Below are 14612 nucleotides of genomic sequence, written 5' to 3'. Positions count from 1 at the left end.
TCGAGCAGGTGCGTACTCGAAACTCTCGCCGATCGGCCCGGGATCTGACAGTGCTCGCCGCAGCGTCGGCGCTGATGCTCACCGGCTGTGGACTGTTCGGCCCCGACCAGCCGGACACCGTCGCGCAACAGTTCGCCGACGCGCTCAACAACGACGACGTCGCGACAGCGGCCGCGATGACGACGGATCCGGAAGCCGCGACTGCTGCCATCACCTCGATGTACGAGGGGCTCGGCAAGGACGGCACATTCACGTTCGCGTCGGCCGAGGCGAACGACAAGTCCGATTCCTTCACGCTCGACGTCACCTGGCCGTTCGCGGAAGGGCAGCAGTGGAAGTACTCCACCAGTGGCACGGCAGCGGAGCAGGGCGACGACTGGAAGATCGACTGGAAACCCGACGTGCTCGCACCGGGACTCGCCCCTGACACCACACTGCGCTACACCCCCACCACGGGGAAACCGCCGCAGGTGCAGGATGCCTCGAGCGCGCCGATCCTCGAGCAGCAGGTGGTGACGGTGGTGAACGTGGACGGTACTGCCGACACCGCCGCAGTCGCGTCGCTGCTCTCACCCATCGCGCCGACGATCACCGCCGAATCGTTGGGGGCCGACATCGCCGCAGCGCAGGGCAAACCGGTCAATGCGATCTCGTTGCGCCCCGAGGACATCGCGCCGATTCAGGCACAGCTCGAGCAGACCCCGGGCGTCACGCTCGCGCCGCAGACACGCTTGCTGACGGTGGACAAGAACCTGGCCTCGCCCGTCCTCGGCGGGCTGCGCGAGTTGTGGCAACAGGGTCAGGATGCCTCGGCCGGCTGGGCCGTGCAGTCGACCAGTGCTGACGGCACCACGGACACGGTCGCCGGCGAGGCCGGTACGGATGCGCCGAATATCCCCACCACCATCGAGATGCCGCGCCAGATGGCGGCGGAGAATGCCCTCGCGAGTCTGCCCGGGCAGGCTGCGATCGTCGCGATTCGTCCGTCCACGGGAGCGGTGGTCGCTGCCGCACAGAACGCTCCGGCCGACGCCGAAGGGCCCATTGCTCTGACGGGCCTCTATCCGCCGGGCTCCACGTTCAAGACGGTCACCAGTTCAGCGGCATTGCAGGCCGGCATCGTCACCCCGGACACCGTCCTTCCCTGCCCGGGTACGGAGAACATCGAGGGCCGACAGATTCCGAACGACGACGAGTTCGATCTGGGTGAGGTCCCCTTCCACACCGCATTCGCGAAGTCGTGCAACACGACGATGGGCAGGCTGTCGGTCGGGCTGCCGCCGGACGCGCTCCACCAGGCCGCCCTGCAGTTCGGGCTCGGGGTCGACTACGTGACGCCAGGGCTGACGACGGTCACCGGCAACGTTCCTGTCGCCGACACGCCCGCCGCGCGCGTCGAATCCGGAATAGGCCAGGGGCAGGTGACGGCGTCGCCGTTCGGAATGGCGATGGTCGCGGCGTCGATCGCCAACGGGTCCGCCCCGTCGCCGATGCTGGTCCAGGGGCAACCGGGTACACCGGACCAGACCCCGCCCGCAGTTCCTGTAGCGGTAACCGAACAGTTGCGGACGATGATGAGAGAGACTGTCACGGGCGGCACGGCGACCGACTTGCAGGACATTCCGGGACTTATCGGGAAGACTGGAACCGCTGAGTCCGACGGGGGTCCGGCGCACGGTTGGTTCGTTGGCATTCAGGATGATCTGGCGTTTGCGGTATTTGTAGGGGGAGGTGACAGTTCGGTACCAGCCGTGCAGGCTGCCGGGCGTTTTCTGAGATGAACCGGCCGGTATATTTCTCACCGAGGGTAAGTTGTAGCTCAACCGTAACGTCTTCGTAGGCAAACGGTGCTTGTTACGGATGTGACTGAAAGCAAGATGGTGAACATGGGGATTGGACGATCGCTGAACAACCGTCGACGCTATGTGATCGCCCTGGCTGCTGCTGTCGTGATCGCAATGGTTGTCGCGTTGTACGTCTATACCCGTCCTGAGCCCACCGCGAGCTCCGTGGTGGACGATTTTGCAGCTGCCCTCAACGACCGTGATGCCGCTGCAGCGGCCGCGTTGACGTCGTACCCGAACGCGGCCGAGGACGTCATCCAGCAGATGTTCGATGGCCTGCACCCCGAGGACGCGACCTTCGACATCACCCAGTTCATGGATCTCAACGAGAACTCCGGCTTCTTCACGATGGGAGCCAACTGGAACTTCGGTAAGGGCAAGGACTGGAATTACCAGGTAGAAGGCGGCATCCGCGCGTTGTCGGTCGGCTGGCGCATCCAGTGGGACCCGTCGATCATGGCTCCAGATCTCGGGAACGGGCGCTCTGTCCGATACGACCGGACCGATGCAGCTCCGCCGCTGATCATGGACAACACCAACCAGCTGCTCATGAACGAGCAGACGATCAACGCGATCACCCTCGATCCGGCCATCATGCCGGACCCAGTGGACACCACGCGCCGTCTCGCCAAGGTGATCGAGCCGGTCGCGCCACTCGTCACATCCGAGTACATGCTTGCCGAGCTGGCGAAGAAGCCAGGAGAACGTGTGGTCGCCGTGAAGCTCCGCGACCCGGACTTCGCCTACCTCGAAAACGAATTCGCCATTCCGGGTGTGGTCGTCGACAAACAGCCCACCCTGATCACCGCCGATCGTCGAATCACCACGCCCCTGCTCGAGCCCCTACGCAATGTGTGGCAGGCGAATCGCGACGCGACGGCCGGTTGGGCCGTGCACGTCGTCGATCCGGACGGAACGCTCATCCGCCAGGCAGGCTTCCAAGGCCCGCCCGGACCGAACGTTCCTGCGACCCTCGACTCGAACATTCAGTTGGCCGCAGAGGAAGCGGTGGTCAGTGCCGGAACTCCGTCGGCGATCGTCGCGATGCAACCCTCGACAGGCGCCGTGCTGGCGGCCGCCCAGAACAACCAGGCAATGGAACAGGGGCCGGTGGCATTCGAGCACCTGTACCCCGCAGGAAACGCTCTGGACCTGGTGAAGAAGGCTGCCGGGCTGCAGAAGGGTGTCGATCCCAACTCGTTATCCGCCGAGGATCTCGAGAAGACGGGTAATCAGCTCGGCCTCGGTATGAACTTCCGCATCCCGGGTCTCGATCAGCAGACTGCAGTGTTCACGTCGAGCGGGTCCGGTATGGACCAGGCGATGAACACCGAGGGGGAGTACCCAGCGGTCACCCCGTTCGGAATGGCAATGCTGGCGTCCTCCATCGCGCGCGGAAATGCCCCCGCGCCGATGATCGTTCACGGACAGCCCGGAACCAGTGACGTCGAGACGTCAGCCCTGCCTGCCGACGTCAACGAACAGCTTCGGAACATGATGCGAGACAACATCGCGCGCGGCGGCGGTTCGTTTCTCAAGGGCCACCCGGATCTGATGGGAATGACCGCGGAGAGCGGTGACGACCGGTGGTTCTTCGGCTCGCGTGGTGACTTCGCCTTCGCAGTGCTGGTGGCCGACGCCGATGGCGGCGACCGCGCGGTGAAGATGGCCGACCGACTGCTCGTCGAGATGTCCAAGCCTCCGGAGAAGTAAGCCCCCGGAGCCGATACCGGTAGGTTCCTGTTCGTGGGCTTGCTCGATATCGGCATTCTGGTCGTCGCGGGGTTCTTCGCCGGCCTCGTCGGCTTCGTGACCGGGCTCGCGTCGATCGTGTCGTATCCAGCACTCCTCGCAGTAGGGCTGCCACCGGTGAGCGCCAACGTCACCAATACCGTCGCAATGGTGGCCGTGGGCGTCGGCGCCCTCGCCAACTCCACCAAGGAGGTGGCAGCGACAGGGCCCAAAGTTGTTCGCTGGGCGGTCTATGCGGCTCTTGGTGGGGTTGTCGGTGCCGTGGTTCTGCTTCTGGCACCCGAAGGGTCGTTCGAGGCGGTGGTGCCCGGACTGGTTGCCCTGGCCGCGCTGGCTTTGCTGCTGCAACCGTGGATCCGCACGCTGTCGGGTGGTCGAGAGATGCCCGGCCTGTTCTCGTTTCTACTCTTCGTGATCGGAATCTACGGCGGCTACTTCGGCGCAGGTGCCGGCGTCATCTTTCTCGCGTTGACGCTGATCTGCACGTCGGAGACGATCTGGCGGGCCACCATCCTCAAGAGCTTTCTGCTGGGTATCGCGAATCTGTTCGCCGCGATCGGATTCGCGATCTTCGGCCCCGTGCACTGGGTGGCCGCCGCAGCGATGGCGGTCGGCGCGTTGGCCGGTGGCTGGTGCGGACCACCCGTGGTGAAGCGAATACCGCCGTCCGTGTTGCGGGTGGGTGTGAGTATCGCGGGATTCGGCCTTGCCCTTTGGCTGTGGATCAGGTGATGCGAATTCCTACGAGGGTTTCTCGGGGTCGGGGATCCCTTGGCTCGCCGAGAACTTGGCTTCGTCGCCGCTGACGTTGCCGAACGACACGAGTGAGCGCGGGGCGAACAAGTCTGTCAGGTAAGCCATCCCGACCGCCCATCGATTGACCCCGCGTGGCAGTGAGAGCAGGTGATAGCCGCGCGTGACGACCTTCGCGGGAAAACCGGACAGGCGGGCGCCCAGTGGGTTGGCCACCGCGAACCGTGGACCGAGGTCGACGACGAGCCCCAGGTCCGAGTGCTTGTACGGCTTCGATGTGCCGACGCCGAGCGTGGCGAGCAGGTTTCGTGCCAGCGCCTTTCCCTGGCGAATCGCGTGCTGGGCGGTGGGTGGCGTGTTCTCACCGTCCTTGGTGAGATCGGGAACGGCCGCGGCATCACCGGCCGCGAAGACATCCGGGTGCCCCTCGACGGACAGATCTGCCCGGACCTTCAACCGGCCCTTCTCGATAGGCAGCCCGAGCTCGCCTATCAGCGGACTCGCGGTGACGCCCGCAGCCCAGACGACCGTTCTGGTGGGCACCGTCGTGCCGTCCGTGAGAACCACGTGATCATCGGCGACCGATTCGAGACTCGTCTCCAACCGCACGTCGATATTGCGCTCGCGCAGGACCTCGAGGACTTTGGCGCTCAGCTTGTCTCCGACTTCGGGCATGACCTTTGTCGCCACATCGAGGAGTACGAAGCGCACCTCGGTCGGGTCGAACCCGCGTTGCTTCGCGGTCTCGTCCGCCAGGGCGCGCAGCTGGGAGACCAGTTCTGCACCGGCATACGAAGCGCCGACGATGACGAAGGTGCGCCGCTGCGCAAGGATCTCCTCGTCGTCGGTGCGCGAGGCGAGTTCGAGCTGGATGAGGAGTTGGTCGCGGAGGTAGAGCGCTTCGGTGGTGGTCTTCAGCCCGCGCGCATGCTCGGCCAGGCCGGGTATGTCGAACAAGCGGGTGACCGACCCGGGCGTGAGTACCAGTCGATCCCAGCCCTCGGTCTCGGTGGCGCCGGTCTGATCGGTGAAGTGCAGAGTCTTGGCAGTGAAGTCGACAGAGTTCACCCGGCCGGTGACGACGTCGACGCCGGGCAGCGACTGGCTCAGTGGGACCGCGACGAACCTGGGGTCGAGCAGTCCGCCCGCCACATCCGGCAACAGCGGCGTGTACAGCATGAAGTCGCTGGCCGAGATGAGGGTGACGGATACGTCCACGTTCGCTTTTCGGGCCTGTTTGACGATCCGCCTGGCGCTTTCGAAGCCGGCAAAACCGCCGCCGACCACCACCACACGGGTTCGGGATCTCGAATCGAGTTCTGCGTTCATCGAACTGGAGCCCTTTCTGTTGGGTCCTCGCGACTAGTGCACGCCCTGCATCAACTTCTTGATACGCGGTGTCGCGATGGCAAGCAACACGCCCACGGCAATGGAGCCGAGTCCGATCGACAGGTAGTAGGGGACCTCGTTGGTCTCGTCGTAGTAACCGGCGAGGGTGCCGGCCATTGCCGTGCCGAGGGCGACGGACAGGAAGAACAACGCCACCATCTGAGTGTGGAACGCCTTCGGTGCGAGTTTGGTCGAAATCGACAGGCCCACCGGTGAGAGGAAAAGCTCGGCGAAAGTGAAGAGCAGCAGGATGCCCACCAGACCGAGGATCGGTGCGCTGTTCGGGCCGCCGCCGGCCATCGGGATGAAGGCCAGGAATGCCACGCCCATCAGGATGGTGCCCGCCGCGAACTTCAGTGGCGTGCTGGGCTGGCGGGGACCGAGCTTGGTCCAGGCCGCCGCGAAGACGCCGGCAAAGATGATGATGAACACCGGGTTGATCGACTGAACCCATGCGGCGGGGAAGTCCCAGCCGAACAGGTTGCGATCGAGTCGCTTGTCCGCGAAGACGGCCACCATCGTGAACTGCTGCTGGAACAGCGACCAGAACACGGCGCTGGCGATGAACAGTGGGATGAACGAGACCACACGACTGCGCTCGACGGTGGTGATCTTCTTGCTCGACAGGATCACGCCGAAGTAGACGACTGCGGCGATGACCGTAAGCGTGACGACCAGGTCCGACATGTTGGCCGCGGTGATCACACCGGTGACGGAGAGGACTGCGATCGCGAGGACTGCGGCAGCGCCGATCCCGATCCATTTGGTGCGATCGCTCTTCGGCAGCGGGTTGGGCGCAGTGCTGCCGATGTCGCCCAGTTGCTTGCGACCGAGCGTGTACTGGATCAGTCCGAGGGCCATACCGATAGCGGCAAGAGCGAAACCGGCGTGGAAGCCGATGTGGTCCTGTGCCCAACCGGTGAGGAGCGGGCCGATGAACGCGCCGAGGTTGATGCCCATGTAGAAGAGCGAGAAGCCGGCGTCGCGACGCTCGTCCTTCTCCGAGTACAGATCGCCGACAAGCGATGTGGCGTTGGCTTTCAGGCCACCACTGCCGAATGCCACGAGGACAAGGCCGACACCGACACCCCAGGCTCCCGGGAGAACCGCCAACGCGATATGGCCGAGCATCACGAGGATCGCGCTGTAGAACAGCGTTCGTTCCGAGCCGATGAGTCGGTCGGCAATCCAGGCGGCGAGGACCGTCGAGAGGTAGACCGTGCCGCCGTACGCGCCGACGATGCTGGTCGCAGAGGCTTCGGCGATGCCAAGTCCGCCGTCGCTCACCGAGTAGTACAGGTAGTAGATCAGGATGCCCTGCATCCCGTAGAAGGAGAATCTCTCCCACATCTCCACGCCGAACAGGTTGGCGAGTGCTAGCGGCTGGCCGAAGAAGCGATGGTCTTCGCTCTTGGGCGCCTTGGACTGATCGATCGTGTCGCTCATGCGGGAGACTTTTCCATCTGGTCGAGAAGTTCGTGTGATCTTAGGGACGTCGTTTCCGGATCGCCCCTGCGATGGCACGCCACCCGATCAGAAATACCGCCAGGACAGTACTCGCCACGATAATGAAGCTGAACGCGGTCCCCTGTCCGCTGACCACCCGGAACAGCATCCCGACCACAACCGTGGAGATCCACACGATCACACCGGTGGGGACGAGTAGCCACGGATCGAACTTCTCGCGGTACAGCGCGATCGTCGCACCCCAACCCGCAACGAGGCCGATGAGGAACGGCCAGGCCGTGGTGAGCAGGCCGGTCAGAGCGTTGGCCTCGTCATGACTCCGGCGACCGATCGCGCAGAAGACCAAGACCAGCACGAAGTCGACCAAGAGGGCGGGAGCGTACTTTTTCACAGTGCTCGACTCTACTGCCGCGGACCAGAGCACCTCCTGGCCTCGGCAGAACGAGCCTGAGTGCACACAAATCGCGTTCAGAGACGGGATCCCGCCGGTGAAGTCGATTTGTGTGCAGTTTTACGGGTGAGGAGGGGTGTAGGGAGCCCAGCCCGTGGCCTTGCGCGGAATGGGGAGCGGCGGAGGGAACGGTAGACGCTGGAAAGCGACTTCGGTGCTGCCGTAGACCGTGCCCTTCTCCCCGATGTAGTAGTAGCCGAAGTGATTGGCGATGCCGTTCATCCGTCCGACCTCGATCGTGAAGTTGCGCGGGTCGAGCACCACCAGCGGACGTCCATCGAACATTGCGCTGACGACCTGATCCTGCTGGTGCTCGGACGGGGCGCGAGAGGTCCGGCGTGAAGCGTCCCAGCGCCGATAGACGGGTGGCCCAACGACGAGAAGAATGACCGAACCTGCGATGGAGATGGCGACGATCATTGGATCACCGGCCCTTGCCGTTGTATGTGCGTTGGATCGAACAGTTTGCGAAACACATACGTATGGTTGAAATCTCGATTCGACATGTATGAGCGCGCGAACACGTATCCGCAGTTGTAGGCGGTCACTGCCATCCGGTACGGAGGAATATTGGTTGCAGGAGAGTAGATCTCGACGATCTCCTTGCCGTCGAACTTCTTCTCTAGCCACCGTTGCTGGGTTGCCTGCGAGGAGAGTCGGCGAATCAGGATGATTCCCCAGTTCGCTACTGCGAGCGCGAGAAACAACATTCCCAGGGTGAGGGGAAGCCAATCCCACTGTGTGCTCACGCGTGCAGTCCAGCCGTCAGGGTCCGTAGCCCCATGGGTGCCCGAGATGAGGGACCGGTAGCGGGGGAGGCGTATCCAACTTCGCGAATACGTGTTCGATCTGGTGGTTTCTCCACCGTGAGGGACGGTCGCCGACGTAATAATATCCGTGGTAATTGGCAACCTGCTGCAGTCGTGGGAGTGGCAGTGTCCCTGGCTCTACTCGAGTGAAGACGGTTGCACGACCGTCGAACATTGACGCTGCGGGATGAGTCGCGACATCGACAGGAGGCGAGTTTCCGATCTTGGATTTGGAGTTCTCGATTATTGCCGTCATCTCCGAGTTGGTGCGGGCTATGAGGACCATTGCCCAGACCAACCCTCCGATTATCGGCATGAATGGAATGCACCACGCAAGGTTCCAGGAAACGGAGCCTGGCTGGAGCGCGGCCAATGTGTCAGTACTCAAAAGGTGCCCCGAGGTTTGTGCGCGAACGGTCGGAGTCAGCAGGCCAGTAGACACGGTTGAACCTGTATGCCGGCGTGATGGATCTATTGGGTCGGTATCCGTGGCCGAACACGAACCCGTGTCGGTAGGCGATCAGGGCTAGTTGTTCCGGTTTGAAGCGGGTTTCGTTGGCGCGCAGCGTCACAGTCATGCGGCCGTCGAACTGCTCGGTCAACCACTGCTCTTGGACGGACGTGGATTCAATTCGTCTGCGAAAGTTGCGCAGCTTCCCATAGAAGTAGACGCCAGCCATTACGGCAAGTATGGGAACGAACAGCCACAGCACCCATGGGACAGGCGTCGGCCCACCTGCTTGCGCAACTATCGAATTCATTCGGGGTCCTTGTTCTGGATGCGGGCCAAGTGCACACAAACCGCGTCCAGAAACGGGATCCCGCCGGTGAAGTCGATTTGTGTGCAGTATTACGGGTCTGCCCACTCGAGTCAGGGGCCGTATCCCCATCGTTGCCGGAGTTGCGGAATTGGAAGTGGCGGGGGCGTGCTCGACCGCATGAAGACGTGCTCGACCTTGTACCGTGTCCACCTCGACGGGCGATCTCCGACGTAGTGGTAGCCGTAATGCCAAGCGACCTGCACCAGCTGCGGCAAGGCCACTGGTCCCTGGGTGTCCGGTGTGAACACTATCGGGGCTCCGCTGAACAGCACTGCGGCCGGGTGGTTCGCCACGTCTACCGGTGGCACGTGGGGTGGCCGGACCTTGTTCTCCTCGACGATTGGACCGGCCATCGCGCGGATGCTCTTGACCGAGTAGTAACCGTAGATAAACACGCCCGCGATAGGCGCGAATGGAAGGCACCAAAGCAAGTTCCAGGTAACGGATCCCGGCTGCACCGCGGCAAGGGTGTCAGTGCTCACGATAGGCCTCCGGCGAGGTCACGTACGAAGGGTCGGCTTTCGCTGGCCAGAAGACACGGTTGAACCTGTAGTGCCTTGTGACAGAGTTGCGGAGCAGGTATCCATATCCGAATACGAAACCGTGTTGATACGCAATCGCTGCCAGTTCGACTGGCGTGAAACGGGTTTCGTTAGCGCGTATGCTGACTGATACCTGACCGTCGAAACGTTCGGCCAGCCATTGCGCTTGGAAATCGGCCGGGCGGATTCGTCGGCGAAAGTCTCGCAGCTTCCCGGCGACGTACATGACTCCCATGACGACGATGGCGGGAAAGGTAAACCACAAGATCCACGGCATCGGGTCTGATTCGGTAGCTTGGGCGAGCATCTCACTCATTTGGCCGGCTCACTGACCCGAATGCGGCCGATAACGGGGGTGGACGGGTGTTCTCGAGAGGTCGTCATGGATTGGAATTCGTCTTGAAAAGCGCGGACCACTGTCCGCGGAAGAATGCGAGCTCCCACCGGGAAGCTTTGGGCGGTAGTGGGATCGATGGTGGGATCTCGTGGTGGTCGAAAATGACGCGCGTGGAGATGTGATTGGGGCGCCCACGCTCACCGGCGTAGTAGTAGCGGTTCGAGTTCGCTATGCCGTTCATCTCGGCGACGGACACGGTGAAGTTCCGAGGGTCGAACTGGACACTCGGGTCTCCCGAAGCGAACTTGGAACGAATGTTAGCGAGCTGTACGTCAGGGCTGGGAATACGCCGTTGTCGCCAACTTGTCGCGAGGTGGTTGTAGCTAGCGGACAACACGATGATCGCCAGCACAATCAGTAGGACAACAAAAGCCCCCATTTGGTCAGTTACCGCCCGTCCTGAGCGGGCCGCGGCCCTGGATTCGGAGTTACGTGGCCCGGAAGCCCAGTGGGAGTGTGACCACCGTAAAGACGCCGGAATACGTAGGTCGGCTGAAGTGATCGTGGCCTGTTGAATCTGCGCGCGTAGACGTACCCGCTGGCGTACGCGGTACGAACTATCCTTTCGTCTCGCTCTGGAGAGGGTGGGCCAGTGATGCCGATCTGTGCGCCGCCCACATAGAGACCGTTGACGACGTGATAGCCGAGACTTGAGTCCTGTTCTTTGGCGGCGGCTGTCAGTCGACGAGTCCACAGGTAGAACACGGTGATCGCCAATGCCACTAGTAAGACCACGAAAGGCCAGGGCAGCTGTCCGTGGTCAGAACCGGGCGGTGGAGTGCCGGCGAAGAACCATACATCCGTCGAATTCATTGCTCCGCTACTTCCGTCGAGAATCGGATGGTCTCGATACTGCCGACCGCCAGTTCGATGAAGTAATCCCAGTTCTCCGACTTCCCGCTCCCCACGTCAAGGACTACCAGAGCCTTGCCGTCGGGGGTTGGCACCAGCGCTTGCCACGACTGCACCGGTAGGACCGCTTCCTCCCCACTTGCCGAGACATGCGGTGGGAATCGGTACTCGGCGTTTCGTGTAACAGTCACGGTCGGACCGCAATTCAGGGTCAGAATCCTAACCACAGCAAGCGGTTCCTTGTTGGACAATTCTTGCATCAATGCACTCGCGTACTCAGTTCTCGACCTGGTGTCGGGCAACGATGGACCGTTGAGCGCCAGCCGGTGTTGGGACAGCATCATGAACCCGGTATCGGTCGGAGACCCTCCGGGGAGTGTCAGAACTCCCGCGAGAATCGCACCATACGAATTGAGAAGAGCGCCCGTGCTGGATACGTGGTCCGCGATACTTTCTACGTCAATCCCCGCGGTGTCGTCGGACGCCAGGTCGGCGATCTGCCGCGCTGCACGAAGACGTTCGGAATCTTTGCAGTCCAAAGGGATTCGACCGAAACCGGGTGGAACGCTCATTGATTCGATTACTGCCTGCATGGTCAACCAACACCTTTAGGGACGAGGTACTGCTGAAAGTCTTCATGGAAGACTGACGTCGTTTCAAGTCCAGTTGCGTCAACGGCGTACGGAGCGCCGACGCCAACACCGGCCGAACCGACGCCCAATTTTGTTCCAAATGAACCGTAACTAGTGGCCGCGGCCCTATATCCGTCTGCGGCTGCCGGCGCCACCTCGGCTAACCCTTCTCCCGTCGCTTTCAGCCCCTTAGCGGTCAATCCGATGGTGGTGCCGGCAACCCCCGTCACCACGCCGACACCGTCCATGGCGATAGTTGTCCAGGTGACATCGGCTCCGGCGGCCTTCGCGAGTGAATGGCCGGCAAGTGCAGCTGCAGATAGCCCAAGCGCAATACCGCCCAATGCCAGATTTACGCCAGGTGCCCACGCGAACGCCAAGGCTGCGACGCCGACGACAGTACTGAGGGTCGACATCACGTTCGAGATCTCGTTGATGAGGTCGGCGTTGTCCTTGATGAACTGCCAGATGTCAGCGGCGAGGTCGGTGATGCCGTCGACGAGCGCGTCGAGGGCATTGCCAAGGGCTTCGAAAAAGCCCTCTTCGGGAGCGTTGCTGCAGGCCTTGTTCAGAGCCTCGGCCGTGAGGTTTGCAAGCTCGATGTGCTGCTGCAAGAGCCGCTGTGCGCGCTCGATGATTGCTTCGAGTTCTTTGCGCGCACGATTCAGAGCGTCGGTCGCGGCATCCAATCGTGATTGGGCTGCGGCTAATTGGGCGTCATCGGTGTACGTCCGTCCGGCCTCGTCGAGACCAGGATCCGACTCTGCCCGCGCCACCTGCTGACGCGCGGCGCGGGCCTCGTCTTCGAGTTGTTGGGCGGTCTTCTGAAGGGACTCGAGATCGGCTCCCCAATCGCCGAGTGCCACACCCGCTTGCTGCAGGCCGGAGCTTGCATCGTCCAGATACTTGGGAAGTTCTCCGACTTCACCGCGGAATGCGTCTGCTGCCTCCCCGCGCCAGATTCCGTCGGAATGGCCCACACGAGTGAGCGCGGTCTGTGCGTCTCGAACCTTGTTCGCTATCTCCCGCAGCTCCGTGGCAAGAAGTCCGACCGTGTCCGCATTCCCCGGAGCCGGGTTGAATCCGATGCTCGGGTAGTCGGCGCTCGGCATCGGGCCTCGCGGAAAACCGAAGCCGGGCCGCGTCATCCGAAGTCCAAGGTGGATCTGGGCGCGGGCTCTGGACTCGGTGCAGACGGCTCGGGGAGGGCAGTGCCGACCGCGTCGAGGGTTCCTGCGTTGATGCGCTCCTGCTCGGCATACAGGTCACGGGTGAGTTCGAGGCCGTCCACCATCTTCTCGGTGGCGTCGGCGATCTTCTCGATGCCGTACTTCCACTTGTTCCGGAAGTTCTCTGCCGCGTTGTCGAGTGGAGTCGACCCGAGGTCGCTGCCGTCGGTGTCAGCGAGTCTGTTGTTCGCCGAAGTCATGTCCTCGGCCGCCGTATCGAGTGTGCTGATGAGCCCACTGAAGGCATCGATATCCAGATATAGCTCGTCCGCCACAAATCCCCCCGGCCGCAATTATGTCGGGATCACAGTACAACAGCGTCTTTCGTCACTGCCTCGGCCGCGAAGGGGAGTCGGGTGCACAACGAAAAGCGCACGGCCACTGCGAAAGTGGCCGTGCGCTCGAGAGGACCGAGATCAGGACTGCAGTCCGGCCTCGATCTCGAGGGTGATGGTGATCTTGTCGCCGACGACAGCTCCGCCGCCTTCGAGCGGCATTTCGATGCTGATGCCGAAGTCCCTGCGGTTCAGGACGGTGCTGGCCTCGAAGCCGGCAACCGGTCCGTTGCCCATTCCGGCGTTGACGCCGTTGAACTCGAGCTTCAGCTCGACGGGCTTGGTGACACCGTGGAGGGTGAACTCACCGTCGACGATGTAGTCCTCGCCCTTGGCGCGGACGCCGGTGGACTTGAAGGTCGCGGTGGGGAACTGCTCTGCGTCGAAGAAGTCGGCCGACTTGATGTGCGCGTCACGGTCGTCGTTGTTGGTGTCGATGGACGCGACCTGGATGTCGGCGTTCACGGATGCGGCACCGTCCTCGGCGACGGTGATGGCGCCGGAGAAGTCGTTGAAGGTGCCCCGAACCTTGCTCACCATCAGGTGACGCACCGAGAAGGCGACGGTGGAGTGGGCCTGGTCGATGGCCCAGGTGCCTGCGGTCAGGCCGGGGAGCGTGGTGGTGGTGGCGGAAGTCATCCGAATCTCCTAAGTGGTTGAAGCTTCAAGTTCTTCTGTCCTCAACTATGGACCCATTGGAATGCTTCCGCAACCCTGAGGTGATCCCGGTCACATTTCGAGTAGTGATCGTGCCAGGTTCTGCGCAGTCACGCTGGCCACGCGCAGCGGCTCGGTGTTCCGCATGGCCCTGGCCAGTACAAATGCCCCCTCCAGGCTGGTGATCAGGCCCAGCGTCAGCTGCCTCGCGTCGGCCTCGCTGAGGCCCCTTGTCTGGAAACTTCGGGTGCCGCGCTCGATCCAATCGGCAAAAACGTCTGCAGTGGCTTCCCGGAGCAGTTCGTTCGTGCTCGCGACCTCGAGCGCAATCGTCGCGATGGGGCAAGCATCGGCGTAGTCGGTTGCGACCAGGGAGTCCGCAGCCAGGGTGAAGGCCACATCGATACCTTCGACGATGTCGGGAAATCCGTCGAGGATCGAGAAGACCAGATCCGCGTAGCTCTCGCCGGAAGATCGGATCACCTCATCGCCGAGCTGCTGCTTTCCGCCGGGGAAAAAGTGGTAGATCGAACCGAACGGTGCGCGGGCGGTCGACGCGATCTGTTTGAGGCCGGTTCCGGTGTAACCGTTCCGCCTGAACAGTTCTGTGCCGGCCGCGAGGATTCGCACTTTTGTGTCGTTCAAGGTCTCTCCGCTCTTGTGCAGCCGATGGAAACCATCG

At 62.6% G+C, this 14612-nt stretch carries 17 protein-coding genes; 3 read left to right on the top strand and 14 right to left on the bottom strand.

Features of this window, described 5'->3' with window-relative positions; translation table 11 throughout:
* Positions 1-74: 74 nt before the first annotated feature.
* The 3 genes from ACZI8R_RS16265 to ACZI8R_RS16255 all read left to right on the top strand — a co-directional run bounded on the left by ACZI8R_RS16265 (position 75) and on the right by ACZI8R_RS16255 (position 4328).
* Positions 75-1781 carry a penicillin-binding transpeptidase domain-containing protein gene (locus ACZI8R_RS16265; protein WP_463380824.1) on the top strand — a complete coding sequence of 569 codons (1707 nt, stop codon included), beginning with the start codon at positions 75-77 and terminating at the stop codon, positions 1779-1781.
* A gap of 96 nt (positions 1782-1877) precedes the next feature.
* On the top strand, positions 1878-3557 hold the full coding sequence (locus tag ACZI8R_RS16260) for an NTF2-like N-terminal transpeptidase domain-containing protein (protein ID WP_463380823.1): 1680 nt from the start codon (positions 1878-1880) through the stop codon (positions 3555-3557).
* 33 nt (positions 3558-3590) lie between these two features.
* Positions 3591-4328, top strand: a complete 738-nt coding sequence (locus ACZI8R_RS16255) for a sulfite exporter TauE/SafE family protein (RefSeq protein WP_463380686.1) — start codon at positions 3591-3593, stop codon at positions 4326-4328.
* 9 nt (positions 4329-4337) lie between these two features.
* On the opposite strand, the gene ACZI8R_RS16250 is transcribed toward ACZI8R_RS16255, so the two are convergent.
* The 14 genes from ACZI8R_RS16250 to ACZI8R_RS16185 all read right to left on the bottom strand — a co-directional run bounded on the left by ACZI8R_RS16250 (position 4338) and on the right by ACZI8R_RS16185 (position 14575).
* Entirely contained in the window at positions 4338-5678 is a 1341-nt protein-coding gene (locus ACZI8R_RS16250) for an NAD(P)/FAD-dependent oxidoreductase (protein ID WP_463380685.1), read from the bottom strand.
* Positions 5679-5711: 33 nt separating this feature from the next.
* Entirely contained in the window at positions 5712-7184 is a 1473-nt protein-coding gene (locus ACZI8R_RS16245) for a peptide MFS transporter (protein WP_463380684.1), read from the bottom strand.
* A gap of 40 nt (positions 7185-7224) precedes the next feature.
* Positions 7225-7596 carry a DUF3054 domain-containing protein gene (locus ACZI8R_RS16240; RefSeq protein ID WP_463380683.1) on the bottom strand — a complete coding sequence of 124 codons (372 nt, stop codon included), beginning with the start codon at positions 7594-7596 and terminating at the stop codon, positions 7225-7227.
* Between the two features lie 120 nt (positions 7597-7716).
* Positions 7717-8076, bottom strand: coding sequence for a hypothetical protein (locus tag ACZI8R_RS16235; protein WP_463380682.1), 360 nt, complete (start codon positions 8074-8076; stop codon positions 7717-7719).
* On the bottom strand, positions 8073-8405 hold the full coding sequence (locus ACZI8R_RS16230) for a hypothetical protein (protein WP_463380681.1): 333 nt from the start codon (positions 8403-8405) through the stop codon (positions 8073-8075). Before ACZI8R_RS16230 ends, ACZI8R_RS16235 begins: the two co-directional genes overlap by 4 nt.
* 437 nt (positions 8406-8842) lie before the next feature.
* Positions 8843-9145 carry a hypothetical protein gene (locus tag ACZI8R_RS16225; RefSeq protein WP_463380680.1) on the bottom strand — a complete coding sequence of 101 codons (303 nt, stop codon included), beginning with the start codon at positions 9143-9145 and terminating at the stop codon, positions 8843-8845.
* 191 nt (positions 9146-9336) lie between these two features.
* The gene (locus ACZI8R_RS16220; protein ID WP_463380679.1) at positions 9337-9639 is read right to left on the bottom strand and encodes a hypothetical protein; all 303 of its coding nucleotides are present in this window, start codon (positions 9637-9639) and stop codon (positions 9337-9339) included.
* A gap of 118 nt (positions 9640-9757) precedes the next feature.
* Positions 9758-10144 carry a hypothetical protein gene (locus ACZI8R_RS16215; protein WP_463380678.1) on the bottom strand — a complete coding sequence of 129 codons (387 nt, stop codon included), beginning with the start codon at positions 10142-10144 and terminating at the stop codon, positions 9758-9760.
* A 64-nt stretch (positions 10145-10208) separates the two neighbouring features.
* Positions 10209-10421: a hypothetical protein gene (locus ACZI8R_RS16210; protein WP_463380677.1), complete on the bottom strand. Its 213-nt coding sequence runs from the start codon at positions 10419-10421 to the stop codon at positions 10209-10211.
* A gap of 613 nt (positions 10422-11034) precedes the next feature.
* The gene (locus tag ACZI8R_RS16205) at positions 11035-11268 is read right to left on the bottom strand and encodes a hypothetical protein (protein ID WP_463380676.1); all 234 of its coding nucleotides are present in this window, start codon (positions 11266-11268) and stop codon (positions 11035-11037) included.
* A 404-nt stretch (positions 11269-11672) separates the two neighbouring features.
* Positions 11673-12821 (bottom strand): putative T7SS-secreted protein, encoded by a 1149-nt coding sequence (locus tag ACZI8R_RS16200; protein WP_463380675.1) that lies wholly within the window; start codon positions 12819-12821, stop codon positions 11673-11675.
* Between the two features lie 32 nt (positions 12822-12853).
* Positions 12854-13213 (bottom strand): hypothetical protein, encoded by a 360-nt coding sequence (locus ACZI8R_RS16195; protein WP_463380674.1) that lies wholly within the window; start codon positions 13211-13213, stop codon positions 12854-12856.
* A 141-nt stretch (positions 13214-13354) separates the two neighbouring features.
* Positions 13355-13912 (bottom strand): YceI family protein, encoded by a 558-nt coding sequence (locus ACZI8R_RS16190; RefSeq protein WP_463380673.1) that lies wholly within the window; start codon positions 13910-13912, stop codon positions 13355-13357.
* 90 nt (positions 13913-14002) lie between these two features.
* The gene (locus ACZI8R_RS16185; RefSeq protein ID WP_463380672.1) at positions 14003-14575 is read right to left on the bottom strand and encodes a TetR/AcrR family transcriptional regulator; all 573 of its coding nucleotides are present in this window, start codon (positions 14573-14575) and stop codon (positions 14003-14005) included.
* Positions 14576-14612: the final 37 nt, after the last annotated feature.

The sequence above is a fragment of the Rhodococcus huquni genome (genome assembly GCF_055231055.1).
Note: the sequence above shows the minus strand (reverse complement) of the source record. Positions and strands in the feature narration are given on the sequence as shown.

What these genes read in the sequence shown, in the direction of transcription:
- ACZI8R_RS16245 (WP_463380684.1), bottom strand. Translation starts at nt 7,184, where the DNA reads ATGAGCGACACGATCGATCAGTCCAAGGCGCCCAAGAGCGAAGACCAT.
- ACZI8R_RS16235 (WP_463380682.1), bottom strand. Translation starts at nt 8,076, where the DNA reads ATGATCGTCGCCATCTCCATCGCAGGTTCGGTCATTCTTCTCGTCGTT.
- ACZI8R_RS16220 (WP_463380679.1), bottom strand. Translation starts at nt 9,639, where the DNA reads ATGGCCGGTCCAATCGTCGAGGAGAACAAGGTCCGGCCACCCCACGTG.
- ACZI8R_RS16190 (WP_463380673.1), bottom strand. Translation starts at nt 13,912, where the DNA reads ATGACTTCCGCCACCACCACCACGCTCCCCGGCCTGACCGCAGGCACC.
- ACZI8R_RS16225 (WP_463380680.1), bottom strand. Translation starts at nt 9,145, where the DNA reads ATGGCTGGCGTCTACTTCTATGGGAAGCTGCGCAACTTTCGCAGACGA.
- ACZI8R_RS16265 (WP_463380824.1), top strand. Translation starts at nt 75, where the DNA reads ATGCTCACCGGCTGTGGACTGTTCGGCCCCGACCAGCCGGACACCGTC.
- ACZI8R_RS16250 (WP_463380685.1), bottom strand. Translation starts at nt 5,678, where the DNA reads ATGAACGCAGAACTCGATTCGAGATCCCGAACCCGTGTGGTGGTGGTC.
- ACZI8R_RS16200 (WP_463380675.1), bottom strand. Translation starts at nt 12,821, where the DNA reads ATGCCGAGCGCCGACTACCCGAGCATCGGATTCAACCCGGCTCCGGGG.
- ACZI8R_RS16215 (WP_463380678.1), bottom strand. Translation starts at nt 10,144, where the DNA reads ATGAGTGAGATGCTCGCCCAAGCTACCGAATCAGACCCGATGCCGTGG.
- ACZI8R_RS16260 (WP_463380823.1), top strand. Translation starts at nt 1,878, where the DNA reads ATGGTGAACATGGGGATTGGACGATCGCTGAACAACCGTCGACGCTAT.